The sequence below is a fragment of the Diaphorobacter aerolatus genome (genome assembly GCF_014489535.1).
Classification (GTDB): Bacteria; Pseudomonadota; Gammaproteobacteria; order Burkholderiales; family Burkholderiaceae_C; genus Diaphorobacter_A; species Diaphorobacter_A aerolatus.
The window spans coordinates 2,850,296-2,874,339 of sequence record NZ_CP060783.1 but is presented as its reverse complement, the minus strand read 5'-3'; the positions used below and the strand labels follow the sequence as shown (position 1 = coordinate 2,874,339).

General features: G+C 65.6%; 11 protein-coding genes and 6 pseudogenes. 6 read left to right on the top strand and 11 right to left on the bottom strand.

From position 1 onward, the window contains the following. Positions 1–32 precede the first annotated feature (32 nt). The 3 genes and pseudogenes from H9K75_RS13390 to H9K75_RS13380 all read right to left on the bottom strand — a co-directional run bounded on the left by H9K75_RS13390 (position 33) and on the right by H9K75_RS13380 (position 5,599). On the bottom strand, positions 33–1,310 hold the full coding sequence (locus H9K75_RS13390) for a TolC family protein (protein WP_226858181.1): 1,278 nt from the start codon (positions 1,308–1,310) through the stop codon (positions 33–35). Further along, positions 1,303–4,415: pseudogene (locus H9K75_RS13385) on the bottom strand (efflux RND transporter permease subunit). Before H9K75_RS13385 ends, H9K75_RS13390 begins: the two are co-directional and overlap by 8 nt. Positions 4,416–4,441: 26 nt before the next feature. Continuing rightward, entirely contained in the window at positions 4,442–5,599 is a 1,158-nt protein-coding gene (locus H9K75_RS13380; protein ID WP_187723050.1) for an efflux RND transporter periplasmic adaptor subunit, read from the bottom strand. A gap of 273 nt (positions 5,600–5,872) precedes the next feature. Here H9K75_RS13380 and H9K75_RS13375 point away from each other — a divergent pair, with 273 nt between their 5' ends. Further along, positions 5,873–6,313, top strand: coding sequence for an OsmC family peroxiredoxin (locus H9K75_RS13375; protein WP_187723049.1), 441 nt, complete (start codon positions 5,873–5,875; stop codon positions 6,311–6,313). On the opposite strand, the gene cobA is transcribed toward H9K75_RS13375, so the two are convergent. The 8 genes and pseudogenes from cobA to H9K75_RS13335 form a co-directional block, all read right to left on the bottom strand. Beyond that, positions 6,297–7,133, bottom strand: a complete 837-nt coding sequence (gene cobA / locus H9K75_RS13370; protein ID WP_187723048.1) for a uroporphyrinogen-III C-methyltransferase — start codon at positions 7,131–7,133, stop codon at positions 6,297–6,299. The two genes, H9K75_RS13375 and cobA, sit on opposite strands and share 17 nt — an antisense overlap. 41 nt (positions 7,134–7,174) lie before the next feature. Continuing rightward, a pseudogene (locus tag H9K75_RS13365) lies at positions 7,175–10,032 on the bottom strand (nitrate reductase). A gap of 24 nt (positions 10,033–10,056) precedes the next feature. Then, positions 10,057–10,490: pseudogene (gene nirD, locus H9K75_RS13360) on the bottom strand (nitrite reductase small subunit NirD). A gap of 5 nt (positions 10,491–10,495) precedes the next feature. Continuing rightward, positions 10,496–12,983 (bottom strand): annotated as a pseudogene (nirB, locus tag H9K75_RS13355) (nitrite reductase large subunit NirB). Positions 12,984–13,157: 174 nt separating this feature from the next. Next, on the bottom strand, positions 13,158–13,997 hold the full coding sequence (locus H9K75_RS13350; protein ID WP_187723047.1) for an ABC transporter ATP-binding protein: 840 nt from the start codon (positions 13,995–13,997) through the stop codon (positions 13,158–13,160). Then, positions 13,994–14,896, bottom strand: a complete 903-nt coding sequence (gene ntrB, locus H9K75_RS13345; RefSeq protein ID WP_187723046.1) for a nitrate ABC transporter permease — start codon at positions 14,894–14,896, stop codon at positions 13,994–13,996. Before ntrB ends, H9K75_RS13350 begins: the two co-directional genes overlap by 4 nt. 59 nt (positions 14,897–14,955) lie before the next feature. Continuing rightward, positions 14,956–16,235: pseudogene (locus H9K75_RS13340) on the bottom strand (ABC transporter substrate-binding protein). A 313-nt stretch (positions 16,236–16,548) separates the two neighbouring features. Then, the gene (locus tag H9K75_RS13335) at positions 16,549–17,847 is read right to left on the bottom strand and encodes a nitrate regulatory protein (protein ID WP_226858176.1); all 1,299 of its coding nucleotides are present in this window, start codon (positions 17,845–17,847) and stop codon (positions 16,549–16,551) included. A gap of 108 nt (positions 17,848–17,955) precedes the next feature. On the opposite strand from H9K75_RS13335, the pseudogene H9K75_RS25535 reads away from it, so the two are divergent. From H9K75_RS25535 to dinG, 5 genes and pseudogenes are all read left to right on the top strand, one after another. Next, a pseudogene (locus H9K75_RS25535) lies at positions 17,956–18,396 on the top strand (hypothetical protein); the annotation flags it as partial. 80 nt (positions 18,397–18,476) lie between these two features. Further along, positions 18,477–19,517, top strand: a complete 1,041-nt coding sequence (locus H9K75_RS13330) for a homoserine dehydrogenase (protein ID WP_404826348.1) — start codon at positions 18,477–18,479, stop codon at positions 19,515–19,517. 90 nt (positions 19,518–19,607) lie between these two features. After that, the gene (locus H9K75_RS13325; RefSeq protein ID WP_187723045.1) at positions 19,608–20,387 is read left to right on the top strand and encodes a UvrD-helicase domain-containing protein; all 780 of its coding nucleotides are present in this window, start codon (positions 19,608–19,610) and stop codon (positions 20,385–20,387) included. Then, positions 20,273–21,616: a 3'-5' exonuclease gene (locus H9K75_RS13320; RefSeq protein WP_187723044.1), complete on the top strand. Its 1,344-nt coding sequence runs from the start codon at positions 20,273–20,275 to the stop codon at positions 21,614–21,616. Before H9K75_RS13325 ends, H9K75_RS13320 begins: the two co-directional genes overlap by 115 nt. Positions 21,617–21,801: 185 nt before the next feature. Beyond that, the gene (gene dinG / locus H9K75_RS13315; protein WP_187723043.1) at positions 21,802–24,027 is read left to right on the top strand and encodes an ATP-dependent DNA helicase DinG; all 2,226 of its coding nucleotides are present in this window, start codon (positions 21,802–21,804) and stop codon (positions 24,025–24,027) included. Positions 24,028–24,044: the final 17 nt, after the last annotated feature.

The following is a 24,044-nucleotide window of genomic DNA, read 5'->3' as shown; positions in this document are numbered from 1 at the left end:
GCCGTCGAATGGCCCTGTTGATTTTTTGCCGATCAGTAGTCCGAAAGCGGTACGTTGCCGGTTGCGAGGCGCACTTGCCATTCGGCGTCGAGATAGTCCTTGACCAGTTCCAGATACTCAAGGCGGTGCTCGGTAATCGACGTAAGCGCGTCGATCAGCTCCAGAATGCCGCCCTGGCCGAGTCGATACGCATCGTTGGCCATTTGCTTGAGCGGGTCGATCTGCGCAAGGCCCTGTTTCTCGTAAGCGTGCACCGTGTCGCGCTTGAGTTCAAGCTGCTGCAAGGCGCCATACAGGTCCGACTGCGCGGTCTGGTTCGCGGCCTGCAAGCGCAGTTCGGCCTGCTCGGCTTCCATCTTTGCGCGATCAATGGCGCCCTGGTTGCGGTCGAACAGCGGTATCTCCATCGACACGCCCCATTGCGTGTAATTTCCGTCGGGGCGGCTCTTCACGCGTGTGACGCCGATGCTGGGCGTGGGCAGCGCATTGCGCTTTTCAAGCTCGATCTTGTGGCGCGCCTGATCCAGCTCGGCCTGCGCCGAGCGCAATCCGGGCAGGCGCGTGCTCGCCTGGTTCCACAGCGTATCAAAGCTCGGTAGCGTCTGCTCCAGCGTCTGCACGCTGCCTTCGGCGCGCGCGTTCCACGTGGGGATGGCGGCCAACTGCGCGGCCCGGGTCGAAGCCGCCCGCAGCGCGGCTTTTGCCTTCGCCAACTGCATGCCCATTTGCGCCAATTGCAGCGTCAGGCGCGAGCCGTCGTATCTGCTGCGCGCACCGGCGTCGATCTGGCCGCGCACGATGTAGGCAGCCTTGTCGAGCGATTGCTGCGCGTCCTGCCAGACCTCCACACGCTTCTGGGCCACCAGCAACTCGTTGAATGCCTGGGCCGCCTCGTTGAGCGCGTTGTTCACGGCAACGTCCACGTGGGCGGCGGCAGTGATCTCGCCCTTCTTCGCATTTTCGATGCGCGCACCGCGCTGGCCGAAAATGGGAATCGGCTGCTCGATGCCGACGCCGTGCTCACCCGGCTTGCCGTAGGCGCTGGCCGTGGGATTGGGAAACGCCGATGCCTTGCGGGTGTCGGCACGCGCCAATCCCGTTTCGAGGCGATCCGCCGCGAGGGATGGCTGATTGCGCGCCACCAGCCGCAGGTATTCCTCGAACGTCACCGGCTGTTGAGGCGTCGCCGCCTGGCCTGCTGCAACGGGCGCGGCAGAGGCCACCGGCACGCCGCCATCGGCCGCGAGAGACAGCACCGGCAATGGCAGCCCGCAAGCCAGCAGCAGTAGGGCGCTGGCCAACTTAGTCATCTTGCGCGCTTTCATCGATTTCTTCCTGAGTCAACATGTTCTTGGGCCCATCAGCGCATACAGCACCGGCAGCAGCACGAGGGCAACAATCGGCAGGATCACCATGCCACCGACGATCACCGAGGCAAACGGGCGCTGCGTTTCGCTGCCCACGCCGGTCGAGAGCGCCATCGGCAACAGCCCGAGCAGCGCGAGCAGCGCCACGAGCACGATAGAGCGCATGCGCTCCGCCGTCCCTTCCACCAGCGCCTGCATCATCGGCATGCCCTGGCGGCGCAGCTCCTCCACCGCCGACACCACCAGCAGACCGGCAAGCGCCACCTGCCCGAGCAACGCGATGAACCCGATGGCCGCGCTGATCGACAGCTCGATGTGCGCCAGATGCAGCGCGACGATGCCGCCCACCATCGTGAATGGCGCGCACAACAGGATCACGCCCGCGCTGCGCGCATGTCCGAGCGCGCTGAACAGCAGCGCGAACACGATCAGCAGCGACAGGGGAACCACGACCTTCAGGCGCGCCGCAGCGCGTTGCTGGTTTTCCCACTCGCCGCCCCACACGGCCTCGTAGCCTTCGGGCAGCTTGACGTTCTGGCTGAACGTGGCGAGCGTGTCGCGCACCACCGAGCCGATGTCGCGGCCCTCGACGTTGAACTTGAGCGCCATGTAGCGTGCATTGCTTTCGCGGAAGATCGACGAGTTGCCGATCTTGATGCCCACCGTGCCCACCGAATGCAGCGGCACCGATCCACCGTCGGGCAGCGGAATCGCAATGTTGCGGATGCGTTCTTCGTCCATGCGGTCCACGTATGGCAGACGCACGCGCACCGGCACGGGATATTCGCCTTCCCACAAGGTGGTCGAGATATTGCCCGCGAGCGCGACTTCGAGCGTCTTCTGCGCGGTCTCCATCGCAATGCCCTGGCGCGCGAGCGCGGCGCGGTCGAACTCCACATGCAACTGCGGCGCGGGCGCATCGCGGTACAGATCGAGATCGACCACGCCTTCGATGTCCTTGACCAGACTCACGGTCTGTTTGAGCAGTGCGCGCAGCGTGGGAATGTCGGTCCCGTAGAGCTTGAGCACCACCTGGCCGCGCGCGCCCGACGTGGACTCTTCGACGCTGTCGCGGATCGGCTGCGCGAAGTTGAACGCCACGCCGGGAACCTCGCCGAGCGTGGCACGCATCTGCTCGATCAGGTCGGGCTTGGTCAGCCCCTTGCGCCACTCGCCGTGCGGCTTCAGTCGCACCAGAGTCTTCGCCAGGTTCAGGGTCTCGTTGTCGGTACCGGATTCGGGGCGTCCCTGTTCCGTCGTCACCGAAATCACTTCGGGAAAAGCCTTGAGACGCAGGCGCACGTCGCGCAGCACTTCCTGGCCTTTTTCGAGCGAGACCGAGGCGGGCATCTGCACCAGCACGTAGGCGTCGCCCTCATCGAGTTCGGGCAGGAACTCGGTGCCAAGGAACTTCGCCGACAGGCCTGCCACCACCAGGATCGCAACCGCTGCAATCACCACCGTGGCCCGGCTGCGTCCGGCGGTCAGCACCTTGCCGATCCAGTGCTGGTAGCCGTGGTGGGCGCGGTCGAAAATCTTGGGCTCATCGACCATCACGTGCTTGGGCTTGAGAAACAGCGCGCACAGCGCGGGCACGAGCCCCATGGCGAACACCAGCGCACCGAGCAGCGCAAAGCTGTAGGTCAGTGCGAGCGGCCGGAAGATACGGCCCTCGATACTCTGCAGCGAGAACACCGGGATCAGCGCGGCGATCACGATGGCCATCGCGAACAGTGTCGGCTTGGCAACGGCCACGGCCGAGTCGATGATGATGTGCCGCATGTCGTTGGCCGTCTGCGGCTTTCGCATGCGGGCGTTGCGGATGATGTTTTCCGCCAGCACCACCGCACCATCGACCATGATGCCGAAGTCGATCGCGCCCATCGAAATCAGGTTCGCGGGCATGCCGAGCAGATGCAGGCCGATGAAGGCCACCAGCAGCGACAGCGGAATCACCGTCGCCACGATCAGCGAACCGCGAATGCTGCGCAGGAACAGCCAGAGCACGGCGATGATCAGCGTGGCGCCGAACAGCAGGTTGTGCTGCACGGTCGCCAGCGTGTGACCGACCAGATCGGAACGATCGTAGTTGGTGGTCATGTGCATGCCCTCGGGCAGGCCCTTTTGGTTGAGCGCGTCCACCTTGGCGTGGATGTTGTCAAGCACCACGGACGGGTTCTCGCCGCGCTTGAGCAGCACGATGCCCTGCACGATGTCATCGTGCTCGTCCTGCCCCACCGAGCCCTGGCGCGGCGTGTGCGACTGCACCACGCGCGCCACGTCGCCGATGGTGACGGGCGCGCCGCCGCGCATCGCAACGACCACCTCGTTGATTTCCTGCGGCGAGTGCAGCAGGCCGATGCCGCGCACGATCAGCGATTGCTCGCCACGGCGCATCAGGCCACCACCGACGTTGCGGTTGGACTTGGCAAGCGCCTCGCTCACGTCATCGAGCGAAATGCCCAATGCGTAGAGCTTGTCGGGATCGACCTCGACGTGGAACTCCTTCACGAAGCCGCCAATGCTCACCACATCGGCCACGCCCTGCACCTGCTTGAGCACGCGCACCACATGCCGCTCCTGCTCGGTGCGCAACTGCGACAGCGTGTGACGGTCGCTGGTCAGGCGGTAGTAGAAGATCTTGCCAAGCGGCGTGTAGTCGGGTGCCATCTCGGGCGTCACGCCCGGTGGCAAATCGGCCTGCGGCAGGCGCTGCGAAACCTCGGCGCGCGCGTTGAAGCTCACCGCGTCGTCGTTGAAGACGAGGTTGATCATCGACAGCCCGAAGTAGCTCTCCGAGCGCAGCGACACGAGCCCCGGCGTGCCGTTGAGCTCGCGCTCCAGCGGCTGCGTGATCTGGCGCTCGACCTCTTCGGGCGCAAGGCCCGGAGCCTGCGCAATCACGCCGACCTGCACGTTGGTCACGTCGGGGTAGGCTTCGATGGCGGTATGCAGATACGACCACACGCCGTAGATCGCTATCAGCGCCGTGGCACACAGCGCCAGCAGGCGGCGGTGCACGACAAAGGAAATGAAAGAACGCAGCATCCGTTATCGCTCCTGAAAGTCTGCGTTCACAGCAACTGGTTGGCCGCGCCGTCGAGCAGCAGGCCGCCGCGCACCACGATCTTCTCGCCCGGCTGGAGGCCGCCGATCACCGGCACCATGCCGTGCGCGGGTCGGCCGAGTTGCACCGTGCGCGCTTCGAACTCGGTGGCCGAGCGCTGCACGAACACCACGCTGCGGCTTTCATCCTTGATCAGCACGGCAGTCACGGGAATCATCAGATCGCGTGTCGACGACATCTGCACGCCGACGCGCACCTGCATGCCGGCGCGCAGCGCGGAGTTCTGCTCGTCCAGATCGACCACGACCGAAGCACGGCGCGAATCCTTGTCGAGCGTCGCGCCGAGATAGCGCACCTTGCCCGCCAGCGGCTTGGCCAACTGCTGCACCTCGACCTGCACCGGGCTGCCGATCCTGATGCCCTGCAGATCGCTTTCGAACACCTGTGCAATCACGTTCATCGCGCTCTGGTCACCGATGGTGAACAGCGCGGAGCCCGCGTCCATCGACGCGCCCACCTGCGCCTTGCGCTCGGCGATCACACCGGCACGCGGTGCGCGCAGGACGATGCGGTCGCTGTCGCCCGAGCCGAGCAGCGCCACGGTGCCCGCTGCACGCGAGAGTTCCTGACTCGATTCGCGCAGCTTCGCTTGCGCGGCGCGCAGATCCACGTCGATGCCAACGCCCTTGTCCACCATGGTCTGATGGCGCTGCGCCTCCACGGCGGCGACGTCGCGCGCGCTTCGGGCCGCTGCGAGTTCATGGCGCGTGCGCAGTGCATCGGGGCTCACGAGCGTGGCAAGCACGTCGCCCGCCTTCACCACATCGCCGACGTGCGCATTGACGGACACCACGCGGGCCGCCACCGGCACCGAAACCGCCGCGGTCTTGTCCTCGACGAAGGCGACCTGCGCGGGCGCCCACGCAAGGCGCGCGCCATTGGCCTGGGCAACCGTCTCGATGTCGAGCATCTTCACCGACGCGGGCTGGAGGCGCACCACGTCCTTGTCCTTCGATTCAGGCGCGGGCTTCTTCTCGGGCACCTGCTGCGCCGACTCCGTCGTGGACGCCTTCGAGGAATCGCACCCCGCCAACCATCCCGTCGTTGCCACCAATACCGCCGCGAGCATGGCGGCCTTGGCCGTCACTCGAACATTTCGTCTCATCCGTTGACCACTCATCATGAACCTCGTCCTTGGGCGGCCCATGCGCGCGTTACGGTTACGTCGTCTCGCTCTCGGGCCATGCGGCGATGCTACGGAGCCGATCCAAGCCAGTGCATAACGCTTTCATTAACGTTTGGTAAGGTGCCGTCCTACACGCGACGTTTTCACGGCCATCGCGCTGTTGTAGGAGATCGCCCGTTTTTGGCCCCATTCGCTTTGCGTCATGCCGCGCACGGGTTAACTTGGCGGCTTCGTAAAAATGAAGGAGTTCACATGGCAGCAGAAAAAAGTGCTTCGGTACATTGGCAAGGCGCGGGCAAGGAAGGCAAGGGAGAAATCTCGACCGAGACCGGCGCGCTGAACAAGGCGCCGTACGGTTTTGCCAGCCGCTTCGGCGACGACCGCAAGGCGACGAATCCCGAGGAAATCCTGGGCGCGGCGCACGCCGCCTGTTTTGCCATGGCGTTTTCGTTCGCGTGTGATGCTGAGGGCATCAAGACCGAGACCGTGGACACCACGGCCAAGGTGCGCCTTGCGAAAGACGGCGATGCGTTCAAGATCGACCGCATTGCGCTGACGCTGAATGCCAAGGTGCCCGGCATCGACGACGCCAAATTCCAGTCCATCGCCGCTGCGGCCAAGGCCAATTGCCCGTTGTCCAAGGCGCTCGCGAGCGTGCCCGAAATCTCGCTGGTCGCTACGCTGTCAAACTGATGGTCTGTTGATGCTGCCGCAGGAATGCGGCGGCTTCCTCGCCAATCGGCAGCGCCGCAGGGTCGCGTGTGCGCACCACATCGCCCACGACGAAGATGCACGGGCTGGCGAGGCCCGCTTCGTTCAATGCCGCGCCAAGCCGTGACAACTGCGTGATCACATAGTGCTGCGCCGGGAGACTCGCATGGCTGATCAGCGCAACGGGCGTCTGCGCGTCGAGCCCGCCATCGAGCAGCCCGGCCTCGATCTCGCCACACGAAGACACGCCCATGTAGATCACCAGCGTGGTGCGGCACCGGGCAGCGGCGCGCCCGATTTCGCTCCAGTTCACAGCCGCACGATCCTTGCGCGCATGGCCGGTGATCAGCATCACTCCCTGCGCGTGGTCGCGATGCGTGAGCGCAATGCCGAGCGACGCAGGCGCGGCGAGTCCCGAGGTGATGCCGTTGATCACCTCCACATGAACCCCCGCAGCGCGCAGATGCTCCGCTTCTTCGCCACCACGGCCGAAGATGAAGGGGTCTCCGCCTTTCAAGCGCACCACGGTCTCGCCCTCGCGCAGCGCGAGCAGCATGAGGCGCTCGATGAACCCCTGCGGCGTGCTCAGGCGCCCGCCGCGTTTGCCCACGTGGATGACGCGCGCATTGCTCGGCGCGAGCGCCACGATTTCCGGCGAGACCAGGTCATCGACCAGCACCACGGTCGCGCTTCGAAGTGCGTTGCAGGCCTTTATCGTGAGCAACTCCGGATCGCCCGGCCCCGCGCCCACCAGGTAGCAACGACCACACGATTTCATGGAGGATTGCAGCGATGCATTCATGACGGATCTCCCGATGGTTGATGGGCTTGCTTGCGTACTGCTCACGCCGCCGCACGAAGCGGCTGAGATTCGACCTCGCGGACCATCTGCCGGAGGGCCGGAATGCATGAACCGCAACCGGTTCCGCAACCCAACGCGGTCCTGAGTCCTTGCAGGCGCTCGTCTTCCGATTGCACTCGATGCGCCTTCAGGTGCTGGGTGATGGCGTCCGCATTCACGTTCATGCAGGCGCACACCTGCGGCGAAGCGGCGCGCCCTGCGCCCGGCGCCTTGGCGCCCGAGGCCAGCAGCATGCGTCCGAAGGGCTGCGTGGACAGCTCGCCCTTGAGCAGCTCGCCGAGCCACGGGCCCGCGCTTGCGTCGCCATACAGCGCAAAGGCGTCGAGCACGCTGTGATCCGCGCGCTGAACCAGCCGCAGCGTGCGGCTGCATTGGCGTCGCGTGTCCACATAGCGCAATGCCCGAGGATCGTCGAGCCCGAGCAATTGCGTCACGCGCTGCAAGGCCGCAGCGGCGGGTGCCTCATACGCCGCCGCGCGGAACTGCACGCCGGTGCGCGCCGTGGCCGCATCGGCCAGCGACACCGGGTTGCTGAACAGCACACAGCTCGCAAAATCGAATTCGCTCATCAATGCGGCCAGCGCATCGCGCGTCTGCAACGCACCCTCTGCGGGTAGCCAGGCCATGCCGAGACAGCGCCACGGCATCTGTGCCTTGAGCACCTTCACCGCCGCGTGCTTGAGTTCAGGCTGGAGTGATTGTGGACAGCGCGCGGCGCTGGTGAGCGCGTTCACACCGGCCAGCGCCTGACCCTTTGCGCTGCGCCCGCCCAAGGACTCGCCGCCCCAATGCATTGCGAGAAAAAGCTGATCGCGCGCCAGTTGTTCATCGGCCCTCACGGGCACCACGATGGCACCACGCCTGCTGGTCAAATGCACCAGATCGCCGCCCTGCAAAAGCAGCCGCTGCATGTCTTGCGGATGCATCTGCAATTGCGGTTCGGGCTCGTGCGCGAACAACCGGCCCGACAGCCCCGTGCGACTCATGCCGTGCCACTGATCGCGCAGGCGGCCGGTGTTCAGGCTGAACGGATGGCGCGCGTCGGGCGCTTCCGCGAGTGGCTGGAATGACTGCGCGGCAAAACGCGCGCGGCCATCGGCGGTCGGGAAGATACCGTCCTCATAGAGGCGCGCCCTGCCGCTGCTCGCGCCCTCTGGATACGGCCACTGCTGCGGGCCGCGCTCGTCAAGCACGGACCAGCTGAGGCCGGTGATGTCCAGATCGCGACCGCGCGTGCTTTCACGATGTTCGTTCCAGATGGCCTCGGCACCGGCCCGGCCATCGGTCGTGTCGTAGGGAAAGAGGCTTGGCTGTCCCGCGCCGAGCCGTTGCTCCAGCGCCCGCGCAAACTGCACGCCGATCTGCCAGTCATGCCGCGCCAGGCCTCTGGGCGCAACGGCGGCGCGCACGCGCGAGATGCGGCGTTCGCTGTTGGTGACGGTTCCGAGTTTCTCGCCCCAGGTCGTGGCGGGCAGCAGGAGATCGGCAAACGCCGCAGTCGCGGTGCGCGCAAAGGCTTCCTGCACGACGACGAATTCCGCTCGGCGCAGCGCCGCACGCACGAGCGACTGCCGGGGCATGCTCTGCGCAGGGTTGGTGCACGCGATCCAGAGCGCCTTGATCTCGCCATCGGCAGCGGCCTCGAACATCTCCACGGCGGCCTTGCCGGGTTTGTCCGGCACACGCTCCACGCCCCACAATGCCGCGACCTCGGCGCGATGCACAGGGTTGCCCATGTCCCGGTGCGCGCTCAGCAGATTGGACAGGCCACCGACCTCGCGCCCCCCATGGCGTTGGGTTGCCCGGTCAGCGAAAACGGCCCTGCGCCCGCGCGACCGATCTGCCCGGTGGCCAGATGCAGGTTGATCAGCGCCGCATTCTTGGCCGTGCCGCTGCTGCTCTGGTTCAGCCCCTGGCAGTAGAGGCTCAGCGTGGCAGAGCGCGCGCCGACATCGCGCTCGTCCCCGCCGCCGAGCCCAAACCAGCGTGCCGCGCGTTGCAGACCGTCCCGGCTCAGGCCGCAGATGGCGGCGACGCGCTCCGGCGTTGCTTCGCGCACCAGCGCCCTGAGTTCGCCGAATCCACGGGTATGGCGATCGATGTATGCGGCATCCACCCATCCTTCCCACAGCATGATGTGCAACAGCCCGTGGAACAGCATCACGTCCGTGCCCGGTTGCAGCGGCAAATGCAGATCGGCCAGCGCCGCGGTTTCGGTGCGGCGCGGATCGACGACGATGATCTTCATGCGTGGATTGGCAGCGCGCGCCTCCTCGATGCGGCGAAATGCGACCGGATGCGCCCACGCCGCGTTGCTGCCCGCGATGAAGATGCACCCCGCATGCTGAAAATCGTCATAGCACGTGGGCGGCGCATCGGCTCCCAGCGTTGCCTTGTAGCCGGCCACCGCGCTGCTCATGCACAAGCGCGAGTTGGTGTCGATGTTGTTGGTGCCGATCAGTCCTTTGACGAGCTTGTTGAAGACGTAGTAGTCCTCGGTCAGCAACTGCCCGCTGAGGTAGAAACCCACGGCGTCTCGCCCGTGCCGCTCAATGACGTCCCCGAAGCGCGAAGCCGCGAGCGCCATCGCCGAATCCCAGTGGATCGGTGCGGGCTCCGCATCGCGCTGCGCCCGTGATTGCGGCGTGAGCAAGCGGGACTGCGCGGCCAGGGTTGGCGTGGCCGTGAGATGCAGTGTGCTGCCCTTGGTGCATAGCCTGCCGAAGTTCGCGGGATGCTCGGGATCGCCGCGCACGCCTGTGATGTCATCGCCCACCGACTCGATGATGACTCCGCAACCAACGCCGCAATAGGGGCAGGTGGATCTGGTTTCTTGCATGGCGGCCCGCCGTGGTGAGTGCGCCTAAACGCGTTGAAGCGCAATCGGTACGCCGCGCAGCGCCTTGCCTTCGTGCGCGGCGCCGCCGCAGGCAGGTCCCGCGTGCGGCCGCGTGAGACCCAGCGCATGTTCCGCCAGCTCGGTCGCGCTCAGATGCACGATGCCGCCCAACACGCGAACCTGAAAGCACGGCGTGCTTCCCTCGTCCGGCGCGGCGGCCATTCCGGTATCGAGCGCTATCGTCCAGTTGTGCAGCGGGCACGCCACGCTTTCGCCGAACACAATGCCCTGCGATAGCGGCCCGCCTTGTGCGGACAGCGGTCGAGCAGCGCAAACACCCGGTTCTCCGAGTTGCGGAAGATCGCCACGTCCAGCCCGCGCTCACGCGCCACACGCCTTGCTCCGAGGACCGGAATGTTGTCGACCGCGCAGACGGCGACCCACTCGTTGTGTTTCATCGCGCTCATGCCGTGATCTCCGTGGTGTGGGTCCCGGCGCCGGTTGCCGCCGCTAGGATGGGGATGAACTGGCGCGTGTCGACCGCCGCGCGCCGGGTCTCGAACCACGGATCGGGCTCGCCTTCGAGCGCCGCCTGGAGATCGGCCCACAGCGCCTTGCGGCCCGCCTCGTCGTCGAGGATGCGGCGCTTCACGTAGTCAAGCCCGACGCGCGCGAGATAGTGCACCGTGCGCTCCAGATACCAGCCTTCGAGCCGGTAGAGTTGCATGAAGGCCCCCGTGTACTCCATCACCTCCTCGGCGGTCTTCAGCTTGGTGAAGAACTGCGCGACCTCGGTCTTGATGCCGCCGTTGCCGCCCACGTACATCTCCCAGCCCGAATCGACGCCGATGATGCCCACGTCCTTGATGCCCGATTCCGCGCAGTTGCGCGGGCAGCCGCTGACGGCAAACTTCACCTTGTGCGGCGCGTACATGCGCCACATGGCGTGTTCCAGATCCTTGCCAAGCTGCGTGCTGTCCTGCGTGCCCATGCGGCACCATTCGCTGCCCACGCAGGTCTTCACCGTGCGCAGGGCTTTCGCATAGGCATGGCCGCAGGGCATGCCTATGTCGTTCCAGACGCCCTGCAGGTCTTCCTTGCGCACGCCCAGCAGGTCGATGCGCTGCCCGCCCGTGACCTTGACCGTCGGGATGGCGTACTTGTCCACCACGTCGGCAATGCGGCGCAGTTCGTCGGCGGTGGTCTCGCCGCCCCACATGCGCGGCACCACGCTGTAGGTGCCATCCTTCTGGATGTTGGCGTGGCTGCGCTCGTTGATGAAGCGGCTTTGCGGATCGTCGCGCGCGAGCTTGGGCCAGGTGCTGATCAGGTAGTAGTTGATGGCCGGACGACAGGTCGCGCAGCCATCGGGCGTGCTCCATTCGAGAAAGCGGAAGGTGTCGTTCACGCACAGCAGCCGGTGCTCACGGATCGCATCGCGCACCGCCTGATGCCCATGCATGGTGCAGCCGCACAACGGCTTGAGCCTGGGGGTCTGCGAATAGTCGCCCCTGCGGTGAACATCAGGATCTGCTCCACAAGCCCCGTGCACGATCCGCAGCTTGCGCTGGCCTTGGTGTGCTTCTTCACCTCATCGAGCGTGAACAGCCCTTTCTCCTTGATCGCCTTGCAGATACTGCCCTTGCTCACGCCGTTGCAGCCGCAGACTTCGTCGCCATCGGCCATGGCCGCGGCCTTGTTCTGGCCCTGATGACCGGCGTCTCCGAGATTCGATTCGCCGAACATCAGCCTATCGCGGATGTCGGCCACGCTGCGCCCTTCGCGCAGCAGCTTGAAGTACCAACTGCCATCCACGGTATCGCCGTACAGGCAGGCCCTACGAGCCGGTCGTCCTCGAGCACCAGCTTCTTGTAGACGCCGCCGCCCGGGTCGCTCATGATGATTTCCTCGGTCGCGCCACCGCCCCGGAAATTGCCCGCAGAGAACAGGTCGATGCCCGTCACCTTGAGCTTGGTGGAGGTGAGCGAGCCCTGATAGCGCCCGATGCCGAACTCCGCGAGATGATTGGCAAGCACCTTTCCCTGCTCGAACAGCGGAGCGACCAGTCCATACGCGACACCGCGATGCGCCGCGCATTCACCCACCGCGTAGATGCGCGCGTCGGTCACGGTCTGCATGGTGTCGCTCACCACGATGCCGCGATTCACATGCAGATGCATGCGTTCCGCGAGCCCGGTATTGGGGCGAATGCCGACCGCCATCACCACCAGATCGGCGGGCACCTCGCTGCCATCCTTGAAGCGCACGGCACGCACGCGGCCCGTGTGCTCGTCGCCGAGCAGCTCCTGCGTATGCGCCTGCAACAGGAATTTCATGCCGCGCTCGATCAGCGATTTCTTGAGCAGATCGCCGGCGGTATCGTCCAGTTGCCGCTCCATGAGCCAGTCGCCGACATGCACCACGGTGCACTCCATGCCGCGCTTCATCAGCCCGTTGGCCGCTTCGAGCCCGAGCAGGCCACCGCCGATCACCACGGCGTGCCTGTAGCGCGCCGCCGCGTCGATCATCGCGAGCGTGTCCGCGATGTCGCGGTATGCGAGCACGCCCTTCAGCTCATTGCCCGGAATGGGCAGCATGAACGGGTTGGAGCCGGTCGCCATGATGAGCCGGTCATACGGCGCGCTGACCACAGCGCCATTCGCGTCGACCGCCTGCACGATGCGTCGCGCGCGATCGACGTCGGTGACGGTGCAGCCCGCGTGCAGCGTGATCCCGTGGTCCTGATACCAGGACCAGTCGTTGAGCACGATTTCCTCGAGCGTCTGCTCACCGGCGAGCACGGGCGAGAGCAGGATGCGGTTGTAGTTGGGATGCGGCTCGGCACCGAACACCGTGATGTCATGGAGATCGGGCGCAATGGCGAGCAGTTCTTCGAGCGTGCGCACGCCCGCCATTCCGTTGCCGATCATGACCAGTCTGGATTTTTTCATCTCACGCTCCGTGGGCATTTGAAAGCAAAAAAGACGTCCCGCAGCGCCCACGAATGCTCATGGGCGGCCAAGACGTCTTTGTCCCGTGCAACAGACAACCTTGTCCGATGCCTCCGTGACCCACTTTGGCCACACTTCCATCACGCAAACCTCGTGCCAGATAGAGGCACCACTTCAGTGCGGCTTCTCCACATGTCCCTGGCGCGTGTACAGAAAGTCGATGACGGCCTTGCGGCAGCGCTGGTATGCGGGATCGTCCGCAAGCGCCACCCGGTTGCGTGGTCGCGCCAGCGGTACGGAAAGCACCTCACCAATGGTTGCGCCAGGCCCGTTGGTCATCATCACGATGCGGTCGGACAGCAGCACCGCTTCATCGACGTCGTGCGTCACCATCACCACGGTGCGCTGGGTGCGCGCGACGATCTCCAGCAGCTCATCCTGGAGCCTGGCGCGCGTGAGCGCATCGAGTGCGCCGAAGGGCTCGTCCATGAGCAGCACCTGCGGCTCCATCGACAACGCACGCGCGATTCCCACGCGCTGCTTCATGCCGCCCGAAATCTCGCCGGGGCGCTTGTGCGCCGCATGCGTGAGTCCGACGAGCGCCAGCGCCGCATCGGTGCGCTCGGCCAGTTGGGCCTTGCTCACGCTGCGCCCGAAGACTCGCTCGACGGCCAGGTGCACGTTGTCCCAGCACGTGAGCCAGGGCAGGAGCGAGTGGTTCTGAAACACCACCGCGCGCTCCGGGCCCGGTCCCTTGATCTCGCGGCCCGCGCACATCAGCACGCCGTTGGTCGGCGTCGTCAGCCCCGCGATCAGATTGAGCAGCGTGGACTTGCCACAGCCCGAATGCCCGATTAGGCTCACGAACTCGCCGCGCACGACGCGCAGGTTGATGTCCTTGAGCGCCGGAAACACGCCCTTGGACGTCCTGAAGGTCTGCTCCACGTGTTGCACGTCGATGTACCTTGCAAGCGTCGGAACCGTGACGCCTTCAGTGTTCAGAACCGCGCTCATGTCCTCACCTCCTCGAATGTGAATGCAAAGGCCAGCTTCACGAGGGCCAGCTCCAGTAACAGGCCGACCACACCGATCACGAAGATCGCGATGATGATGTTCTTGACGTTGAGGTTGTTCCACTCGTCCCAGACCCAGAAGCCGATGCCCGCGCCGCCCGTGAGCATCTCGGCCGCGACGATCACCAGCCACGCCGTGCCGACGGCAAGGCGCACGCCGGTCAGCATGTAGGGCAGCACCGAGGGGAACAGAATGGTGGTGATGATCTTCCACTCGCTGAGATGGAGGACCCGCGCCACGTTCATGTAGTCCTGCGGCACACGCTGCACGCCGACCGCCGTGTTGATGACCATCGGCCAGATCGAGCAGATGAAAATGGTCCAGATCGCCGCCGGGTTCGCGCCCTTGAAGACCAGCAGGCCAATCGGCAGCCAGGCCAGCGGCGACACCGGGCGTAGCAGGCTGATCAGCGGATTGAACATGCGCGAGAGAAACTCGAATCGCCCGATCAGGAAACCGAGCGGGATGCCCACGAGGGCTGCCAGACCGAAGCCGATGCACACGCGCTCGAGCGACGCCAGCACGTTCCAGCCGACGCCCTGATCGTTGGGCCCGTTGCTGTAGAACGGAGCGCCGAACACGATGAGCGCCTGCTTCCAGGTCGCCAGCGGGCCGGGGATGCCATCGCTTCGCGCCACGATGGACCAGAGCACCAGCAGCAACGCAAACCCGAGCACCGGAGGCAATGCGCGGTTGAATCCCGCGCCGAGGCGCTGCCCCAGGGGAACGCGCGGCGCTGCGATCTGCGTGGACTCCAGCTTGCGCGCACGCACCGCTGCGGGCAGCGCTGGCGCATCGGCCACCGCACCTGTGGGATCGTGAAAAACGGCACTGACCATGGTTCTATGCTCCGGTGGATCGAGGATGAGGGATGGAGGCTGGCGGACCGGTCGAGCGGTTACGCCCGGACCTTGAAGGCATCGGCATAACGCGCGGGGTCGCTGCCGTCCCAGACCACGCCATCCATGAGCTTGCTGCTGCGCATGGCTGACGCTGGAACGCTCACCTTGAGCTGCGATGCCGCCTGCGTGTACAGCTCGATGCGGTTGATTTTTTTGGCCACGGCCAGATAGTCGGGGTGCGCCTTGAGCAGCCCCAGCGCTTGTGCTGCGTGAGAAACCACATGCCGTCCGACAGGTAGGGAAAGTTCGCGTCGCCATCGGCAAAGAACTTCATGTGATGGGGATCGTCCCAGGTCTTGCCGAGCCCGTTCTGGTAGCGCCCGAGGATGCGCTGATTGATGGCATCGACGCTGGTGTTCACATACGACTTGGCGGCGATGGTTTCCGCCATCTTGAGCTTGTTCTGCATGCTCGCGTCGATCCAGCGGCCCGCCTCCATCACCGCCATGATCACGGCGCGCGCGGTGTTGGGATTCTTCGCCACGAAGTCCGCGCTGCAACCCAGCACCTTTTCGGGATGGTCGCGCCAGATGTCCTGCGTGGTGGCGGCGGTGATGCCGATGGAGTCCATGATCGCGCGGTGACCCCAGGGCTCGCCCACGCAATAGCCGTCCATGTTGCCCACGCGCATGTTGGCCACCATCTGCGGCGGCGGCACGGTGATGATCTTGGCGTCTTTGAAGGGGTTGATACCGGCGCTGGCCATCCAGTAGTACAGCCACATCGCGTGCGTGCCCGTGGGAAAGGTCTGCGCAAACACGTATTCGCGCTTTTCCGCGGCCATCGATTTGGCGAGACTCGCCGCGTCCACAGCGCCCTTGTCTGCCATTTTTTTCGACAGCGTGATCGCCTGGCCGTTGCGGTTCAGGCTCATCAGCACGGCCATGTCCTTCTGCGCGCTGCCGACTCCGAGTTGCACGCCATAGATCAGGCCGTACAGCACATGCGCCATGTCCAGATCACCGTTGACCAGCTTGTCGCGCACGCTGGCCCAACTGGCCTCCTTGCTGGGAACGATCTTCACGCCGTATTTCTGATCGAGGCCCAGCACCGACGCCATCACCACGCTCGCGCAGTCGGTGAGCGGAATGAAGCCGATCTTCACCTCCTTTTGCTCGGGAGCGTCCGACCCCGCCGCCCAGACACCATGATGGCCCAGGGTGGCGTAGAGCGCCGTGCCCGCCGCGGCCTGCGCGCCGCTGCGCAGAAAGCCGCGGCGCGTGGGTGCGGCCAGCGGCGACGCCGCTGCGGGTTCATTCACGTTCTTTTTCTTCATGATCGGACTCCATCGAAACTTCGTGGTGACAGGGGCAGAAAAACAAAACGGCGTCCGCCTTTTCGCCTGCGCATGGCAGACGGGAAAGGAGGGACGCCGTTGTCCGGAAATCTCTGGCACGAGTGCCGCGCGCCGACCGCCTTTGGCCGACACTTGCGGAGAACTGCTCGCACGATCCGTGCCATGGTTCTCTACCCGGATCTGCTGCCGGTCGGCGTGGTCCAGGCTCGCCATCGGGCCCTTGCATGGTGCATCGCAGCATCGCGCTGACGCAATTTGGTGCGCGCTGGAATGCCGCCTGCCCGCGCGGGGGCTAGGGCAATAGATCGGCCGCCGACAACATGGCCTGCGCGACGTCGAGCAAGCGCCGGTTCTGGTTCATCGCGGTCTGGCGCATGAGCTTGTGGGCGTCGCTCTCGCTGATCTGCCGCAGATGCATGAGCACGCCCTTGGCGCGTTCAATGGTCTTGCGTTCGGCAAGCGCTGCGCGGGTCTTGTCGATCTCGGCCTGCATGAGCTGCAATCGCCGGGACTGCTCCTGCACCAGCGCTTGAATCGAACGTTCGATTTGCGGACCATAGGCGGCAGCGCCTCGCGGTGGCAGGTCGCAGGGCGCATCGACGGCAAAGAATTCCATTCCGCCGTGATCGGCAAGCCGGCATTCCTGCGACTGCTGCGATGGCTGCTGCAATGCATGCAGGGCGCTGTGTGCCGTCTCCAGCTTGTCGGCGCATAGCCTTGCCAGTTCTGCGGTGATCCATGCTTCGAGCGCGTGCATCGCATCAAGCCGTGAGGAGCACGCGGCAAACCAGCGCTCCCCTGCGTCCGCATCGAGACTGTCTCCAGCCAGCGCCGTGCAGGCCACGCGGCGCAGTCGCTCGATGGTCGCCATGTCGGCGCCCTGCGCGGACACCGCTTGCCAGCGCTCGCGAACAGCCGGTGGCGAGAATTCCGCGAACACCTGAAAGCACTGTTCCTGCGACTCGATCAGGTCGAGCCATTGGCGCTGCCGCTGCACATCGTTCACACGCGAGCCGAACGCCGCCGCACCCGTCGCGCGCTCCTGCCCCGCCAGTTCCTTGCCCTGCATGAAATGGAACATCGCCACCAGCAGGCGCGACACGTCCGGGTCGCACGCACCGTCAGCGGCGTCGAACACCAGTGCGAGGCAGCCGCCCACGAGCCGCACAAAGGCCGCCGTGCTCTCGTGCGTGGTCAGCGTCAGCGCATCGACGCTCGCGCGCAGCGCGGGCAATGCCTGAAGCCCCTGCAACAGATAGGCGATCGCGTGATACAGGCGTGCCGTGTGGTGCGGGTGCGTGTCTTGCACGTCGAGTGCGTTGCGCACGTCGTCGATGCCCGCATCCACGGCCAGTCTCTGCGCGGCCAGCGCGGCGGCTCCCTGCACCCCTTGGCTGGCCGTCAGCAGACTGGACAGGCCACGCTCCTTCTGCAACTGGTGGATCAGCGCCGACACGCGAATCACGATTGAACAGGCATTGCGCAACTGCTGCAGCTCGGCGATTTCGGCCCGCCTGGCGGCGGCAAGATAGTGCAGCGGTGATTTCATGGAAAGCGCGCCGGTGATGTGCATGGGAAATGGAACAGACATTGCAAGGTCCGTGCCCGAACGCTCGAAAGTCGCCCTTTTGCAGTACACTGGCCCGATGTTCCGCACTTTCTCCAACGCCGTGTCTGCCTGTCGCGCCCCGAGCGCCGCATGCGCGCGTCCCGAAAGTGCTCGAATGATTACGATGATTTCCAACACGGCTACCTGACGCGTGTTGGGTGGCTGTACCGGCAGCCACCTGGAAACATCGCCTCCCCAAACGGACGACCCAGCTGGCAAGCTGGGTTTTTTGTTTCTGGCCTGACCAGGCCGCTTTTGGAGAGGTTGACCACCATGTATAGCGAACCGCGCCTTCGCCCCGTTCCACTCGATGCTGCCGTACGCGCCGCGTCGCCACGCGCATTGCGCATCGGCATGATTGGACTCGGAACCGTGGGCATGGGGACCTGGGCTGTGCTCAACCGCAACAGGGCGCTGATTGCCGCACGCGCGGGCCGCGAACTGAAGCTGGTCGCCGTGGCCGTGCGCGACCGGGCGCGGGCGGCGGAAAAGCTCGGCGATGCGGCGCTGCTGGACGTGGAGCTTTGCAACGATCCGCACCATGTTGCCACGCATCCCGACATCGACGTGCTGGTCGAGGTGGCGGGCGGCACCGGCCCGCGCGCGACTGGGTGCAGGCCGCGCTCGCCGCTGGCAAGCATGTCGTCACGGCCAACAAGGCGCTGCTGGCTGTGCACGGCGAAGCACTGGCGGCCACGGCGGCCGCGCATGGCCGTCGGCTCGCGTATGAGGCCGCCGTCGCGGGCAGCATTCCCATCATCAAGACGCTGCGCGAGGCGCTGGCCGCCAATCGCATCGACGCGGTCGCGGGCATTCTGAACGGCACGAGCAACTACATCCTGACCCGCATGCGCGACGACTCGCTGGACTTCGCCGAGGCACTCGCCGAGGCGCAGAAGCAGGGCTACGCGGAGGCCGATCCCGCGTTCGATGTCGATGGCATCGATGCCGCACACAAGCTCACGCTGCTGGCGGCCAACGCGTTCGGCGTGCCCGTGGATTTCGGAGCGGTGCAGGTGCAGGGCATCCGCGACGTGACGCGTGCGGACATCACGGCAGCCGCCGAGCTGGGCTATGCCGTGAAGCTGCTCGCCATCGCGCGCCGTCGTGGCGAGGCACTGGAGTTGCGTGTGCATCCCGCGCTGGTCGCACGAAGCAATGCGCTTGCATGGGTCGACGGTGCCCGCAACGGTGTGGCCGTGCATGGCGATGCCTGCGGCCCGGCGTTCTATAGCGGCGCGGGCGCGGGCGGCGAGCCTACGGCTTCGGCCGTGGTGGCCGATCTCATCGATCTCGCTCGACTGCCCGTGGAGCATGCAGGCAATGGCGCCAGCACCGGCGTTCCGACTCTGGGAACGCATGCGCGTGACGCGAAAGCGCCGCGTGTTCTGGCGTCGGGCGAGGTGGTCAGCGCGCACATGCTGCACGTCGTGGCCGACAAGGGATTGTGCGAGGCCAGCGTCGTGGGCTCGCTCCAAAAATCCGGGCTGCCCATCGCGCGCCGCAAATGGGTGCATGCCGATGGCGCCGCGCCCGCGCTGGTCTTGCTGACCGCGCCGGTTGCGGACGCGATGGCAGACAGCGCCGTGTCGCGCGTACAAACGCAATGCAAGGCCACCGTGCGCCGCCTGCGGGTTCATGTGGAGGATTGAGCTTCACACTGTGCAAGACTACCGGGGATCCGCTGCACGAATGGATCGATTCGTACAGACGGTTCCCGTTCCATCCGACTCCTCCATCCCATGTCCGACAAGCCCGCAAGCACCGCAGCGCGATTCAGTCCACGGCTCATCACACCATCCGAAGAGCAGCGCGCGATTCAGGTGGCGCACGAGCGCACCATCATTGTCGAGGCCAACGCGGGCGCGGCCAAGACCACCACGCTCGCACTGCGCGTGGCGGAGAGCCTCACGCGCGGCGTGCCCGTGCACCGGCTGATCGCGCTCACGCACACCGGACCCGCGTGCGTGGCGCTGCAAAGCACGCTCGCGCAGATCGGCGTGGCACGCAACGTGGTCGCGCAACTGCGCATCCAGACCTTCGAGGATTTCAGCAAGGCCATTCTTCAGGGCATCGACGATCACCGCGTCGAGTACGTGGACGAGAACGAGCAGTTGCGCACGCACTTCTGGGACGCAGTGCAACGCGTGGAAGACGACGAGGACGAGCGCTGGCGCGACGAACTCAACATGCCCGCGATTGGCGACAGCTGGTTTGTCGAGGAGTTTCTCAAGATCAACGCACGGCTCAAGGGCTCGATGCGCGACGTGCTCGAACGCGACGGCCAGCATGTGAGCCCGAGTACGCCGGCAGCATCGGCATCGACTACACGCAGCTCAAGGTCTATCTGGCTTATGAGCGCATCCGCCGCCAGGAAAACTCGGACACGCCCCGATTTCGCGGCGAGATGGACGCCACCTACGATCTGGCGCGCCACCTGCACGACGGCGAGACCGTGGCGGGCCTGCGCAACTGGCCATTCGACGCGCAGATCGTGCTGGTCGATGAGATGCACGACTTGAACTACGCCATGTTCCGCGTGCTGGCCGAAATTCTCAATACCTCGCAAAGTTTCTTCTGCGGCATGGGCGACGTTGACCAGGTGGTGCACGAATCCACGGGAGCGGACGCGGTATTCATGGGCAGCGCCATCGAGGAACATACGGCGCGCAGCATCCAGCGCTATCCGCTCACGCACAGCTACCGCTTTGGCAAGAGCCTCGCGAGCAAGGCCGGACGTCTCGCGGCCAAGCGCTACAGCTCCCATGCCGGACACGACACGCAGATCGCGTTGCAGCGATTTTCCACACCCGAGGAATGCGCGGCGCTGGCGGTCGAGGCCGCCCTGCAGTGGAAGCGTGAGCGCCGCAACATGAGCGAATTCGCGATTCTGCTGCGGCATCCGGTGCAGTCGGTGCTGATCGAGAATCTGCTGATCGAAAACGAACTGGCGTTCGCGATGAGCGGCTTCGAGAGCTATCTCAAGCGCCCCGAAATTCTGTTCATTCGCGGGCTGATGGCGGTTGCAACCGACGACATGCAAAGCCTGACGCACGCCGACACGCGCGAGCAGGTGCTCACCGCGCTGCATTTCTTCAGCGGCACGCAGATCGAGGTGGCCAATCGACCGAACGAGAGCCAGGCCACGTTGCTGGCCGACGCGATCAGCGCCGTGCGCAACAACGCCATGTTTCTCACGACGTTCTTCACCAATCAGGTGCTGCGCACGGCCGAGCCGCACCTGAAAAAGCGCCTGATCGCCGCACAGCGGCTTGCCGCCACGCAGAGCGGTCCGACGTTTCTGCGTGACTTTCTCGCGGCGCTCGACATTCACGCCATCATCAGCGATGTCTACGTGTCCAGAGACCGGCGCTCCGAAGCGCTGTCGAACATCGAGGGCCTGCAACTCGCGGCAGGCAGGTTCGATTCGGCGTTTGCCTATTTTCATTTTCTGAACGAGCTGGAACAGAAGCAGCGCGACTTCAAGGACAGCAAGCGCCTGCACATCGCGAGCATCGTGAGCGTCAAGGGCCTGGAGTTTGCACACGTGCTCGTGCCGCATCTCACGCAGGGCGAATTCCCTGCGGGCAACGGCACATCGACCGAGGAACGCAATCTGCTCTACGTGGCAATCACCCGTGCCAAGCGGCAGCTCACACTGCTGGCCCATGCGGAGCGGCCCAGCGCGTTCGTCGAGCGCATGGGCTACAGGCGCGCGGGCACCACGCCGGACGCAGCCATCGAAACCTGAACCCGGGTCGCGCACTTTGCACACAGCCCTACACGGACGTGGCCCGCACGCATCGGCTAAGATTGCTGGATGAATGCACAGTGGTAGCCAGGGCAAGTCACTGCCCTTGCGTCGGCCCTTTCCGGCACGCGGCAGAGGGAGCAGAACCGGGCACCGCCGCGCCAGCCAGTCCACCTCCAATTTTTATGTCCGCACAGCAATGGGCCGATCAGGCCCTGCAATCGTTCGATACCGTGGTGCAGGCCACCAGCGGGTTCCGCAGCCGCCCCGGCCAGCGCCTCATGGCCGAGCAGGTCGCGAAGGCGTTCGGCCAGGCGCAGCTCGGCAAGATCGATGCGGACGACGAAGACGCGCCGCCGCCTGATCGCGCGATTGCGGTGATCCAGGCCGGCACCGGGGTCGGCAAGTCGCTGGCCTACAGCGTGCCCGCGATTGCGATGGCGCTGGAGCGCGGCACGCGCGTGCTGATCTCCACGGCCACGGTGGCGCTGCAGGAGCAGCTCGTCACCAAGGATCTGCCCGCGCTCGCCGCGCACATCAGCAAGCCCTTCAAGTTTGCGCTGGCCAAGGGACGCGGGCGCTACGTCTGCAAACTCAAGCTGGAGCGGCTCGCGGGCGGTGCCGATCCATCGGGCGAGGACGAACTGCCCGACGACGATCTGTTTCCCGAAGAGGAAGCGGCGGCGCGCGCCAAGCGCCCGCGCGCCGAATCCGAGGCGCGCATGAAGTTCTATGCCAGCATGGCCGATGCGCTTTCGCGCGGCGCATGGGATGGCGACCGCGACACGCTCGACACGCCGCCCGAGGCCGAGGTCTGGAGCCCCGTGGGTGCCGAGGCCAGCTCGTGCACCGGCAAGCACTGCCCGGTGTTCAGCCAGTGCACGTACTACGAGCGCCGCAAGGAACTGGTCGCCGCGCAGGTCATCGTGGCCAATCACGATCTGCTGCTCTCCTCGCTCGGCGCGCGCCTGCTGCCCGAACTCGACAACTGCCTGCTCGTGGTGGACGAGGCGCACCACCTGCCCGCCACCGCGCTCGGCCAGTTCGCCAACGAGGCCGATCTCTCGCGCCTGACCTGGATCGACAAGCTCGCCAGCCGCGCGCTGCGCATCGGTCAATTGCTCGAAGTGCAGGAGATAGCGGACATCCCGAATCACTCCGCGCGCCTTCGGGCCACGTTGCAGGACGTGGCGCGGCTGGTGATGGACATCTACGGCGAAACGCTCAATCCACCCAAATCCGCCGGCGCGAACGCAAGCGGGCGTTTCGGCTCCACGCCGCGCTACGCCACGCCCTACAACAACATCACGCGCGCGCGCATTCCGGGCGGCGTGCTGCCCGAGGCGCTGATCGAGCCGCTGTCGCAGGTCGCGCACCATGCTGATGGATTTCTCACCGCATTGCGTGCGATTTCCAAGGCGCTGCGCAGCGAGATCAAGGACAAGCCCGACGAGGCCCGCCGCCTGTCCACGCTGTATGCGCAGATCGGAGCGCTTGCACCGCGCCTGGAGAGCGTGCACGCCACGATGTCGCTGCTGCTCGAAGACACGCCCGAGGGCGCAGCACCGGCCGCCAAATGGTTCACGCTCGAGGTCGATGGCGACTACATCGTGGTCAAGGCCCATGCCAGTCCGCTGCTGCCCGGCAATACGCTGCGCAACCACCTGTGGTCCGCCGTGCGCGGCGCGGTACTCACCTCGGCCACGCTCAAGAGCTGCGGCCAGTTTGAATTCTTCCTGCGCGAGACGGGCCTGCACGGTGATGCTGCGGTCACCACGCTGGAGGTGGCGAGTCCTTTCGACTACGGGCTGCAGGGCACCTTCATCGCCACCGAGACCCAGGCCGATCCGAAGAACGCGCAGGCCTTCACCGCAGAAATGGTGGACGCGCTGCTCTCCGATCTCTCGCTGGTGGAAGCGGGCGCGCTGGTGCTTTTCACCTCGCGCGATCAGATGCGTCAGGCCGTCGATGCCCTGCCCACGGCCATGCGCGACGTCGTGCTGGTGCAGAACACGCTGCCGCGCCAGCAACTGCTGGCCAGACACCGCGAGCGCGTGGCCGAGGGCCTCGCGTCCATCATCTTCGGCATGCAATCCTTCGGCGAGGGGCTCGACCTGCCCGGCCCGCTGTGCGAATCGCTGTTCATCACCAAGCTGCCCTTCGCGCCGCCCGACGACCCGGTGGGTGAGGCGCGCGCGGAATGGCTGCGCGGTTCGGGGCGCGATCCCTTCATCGAACTCGTCGTGCCCGCCACCGCCATCCGCCTGGCCCAATGGGCGGGCCGCGCGATTCGCACCGAAGAGGACCGCGCGCATGTCTACTGCTACGACAAGCGGCTGGTGCGCACGAGCTACGGGCAACTGCTGCTCAAGGGGCTGCCGCCGTTCACGCTGGAGCGGCGTCTCGCGTGACGCCAGTCCGTCAGCCA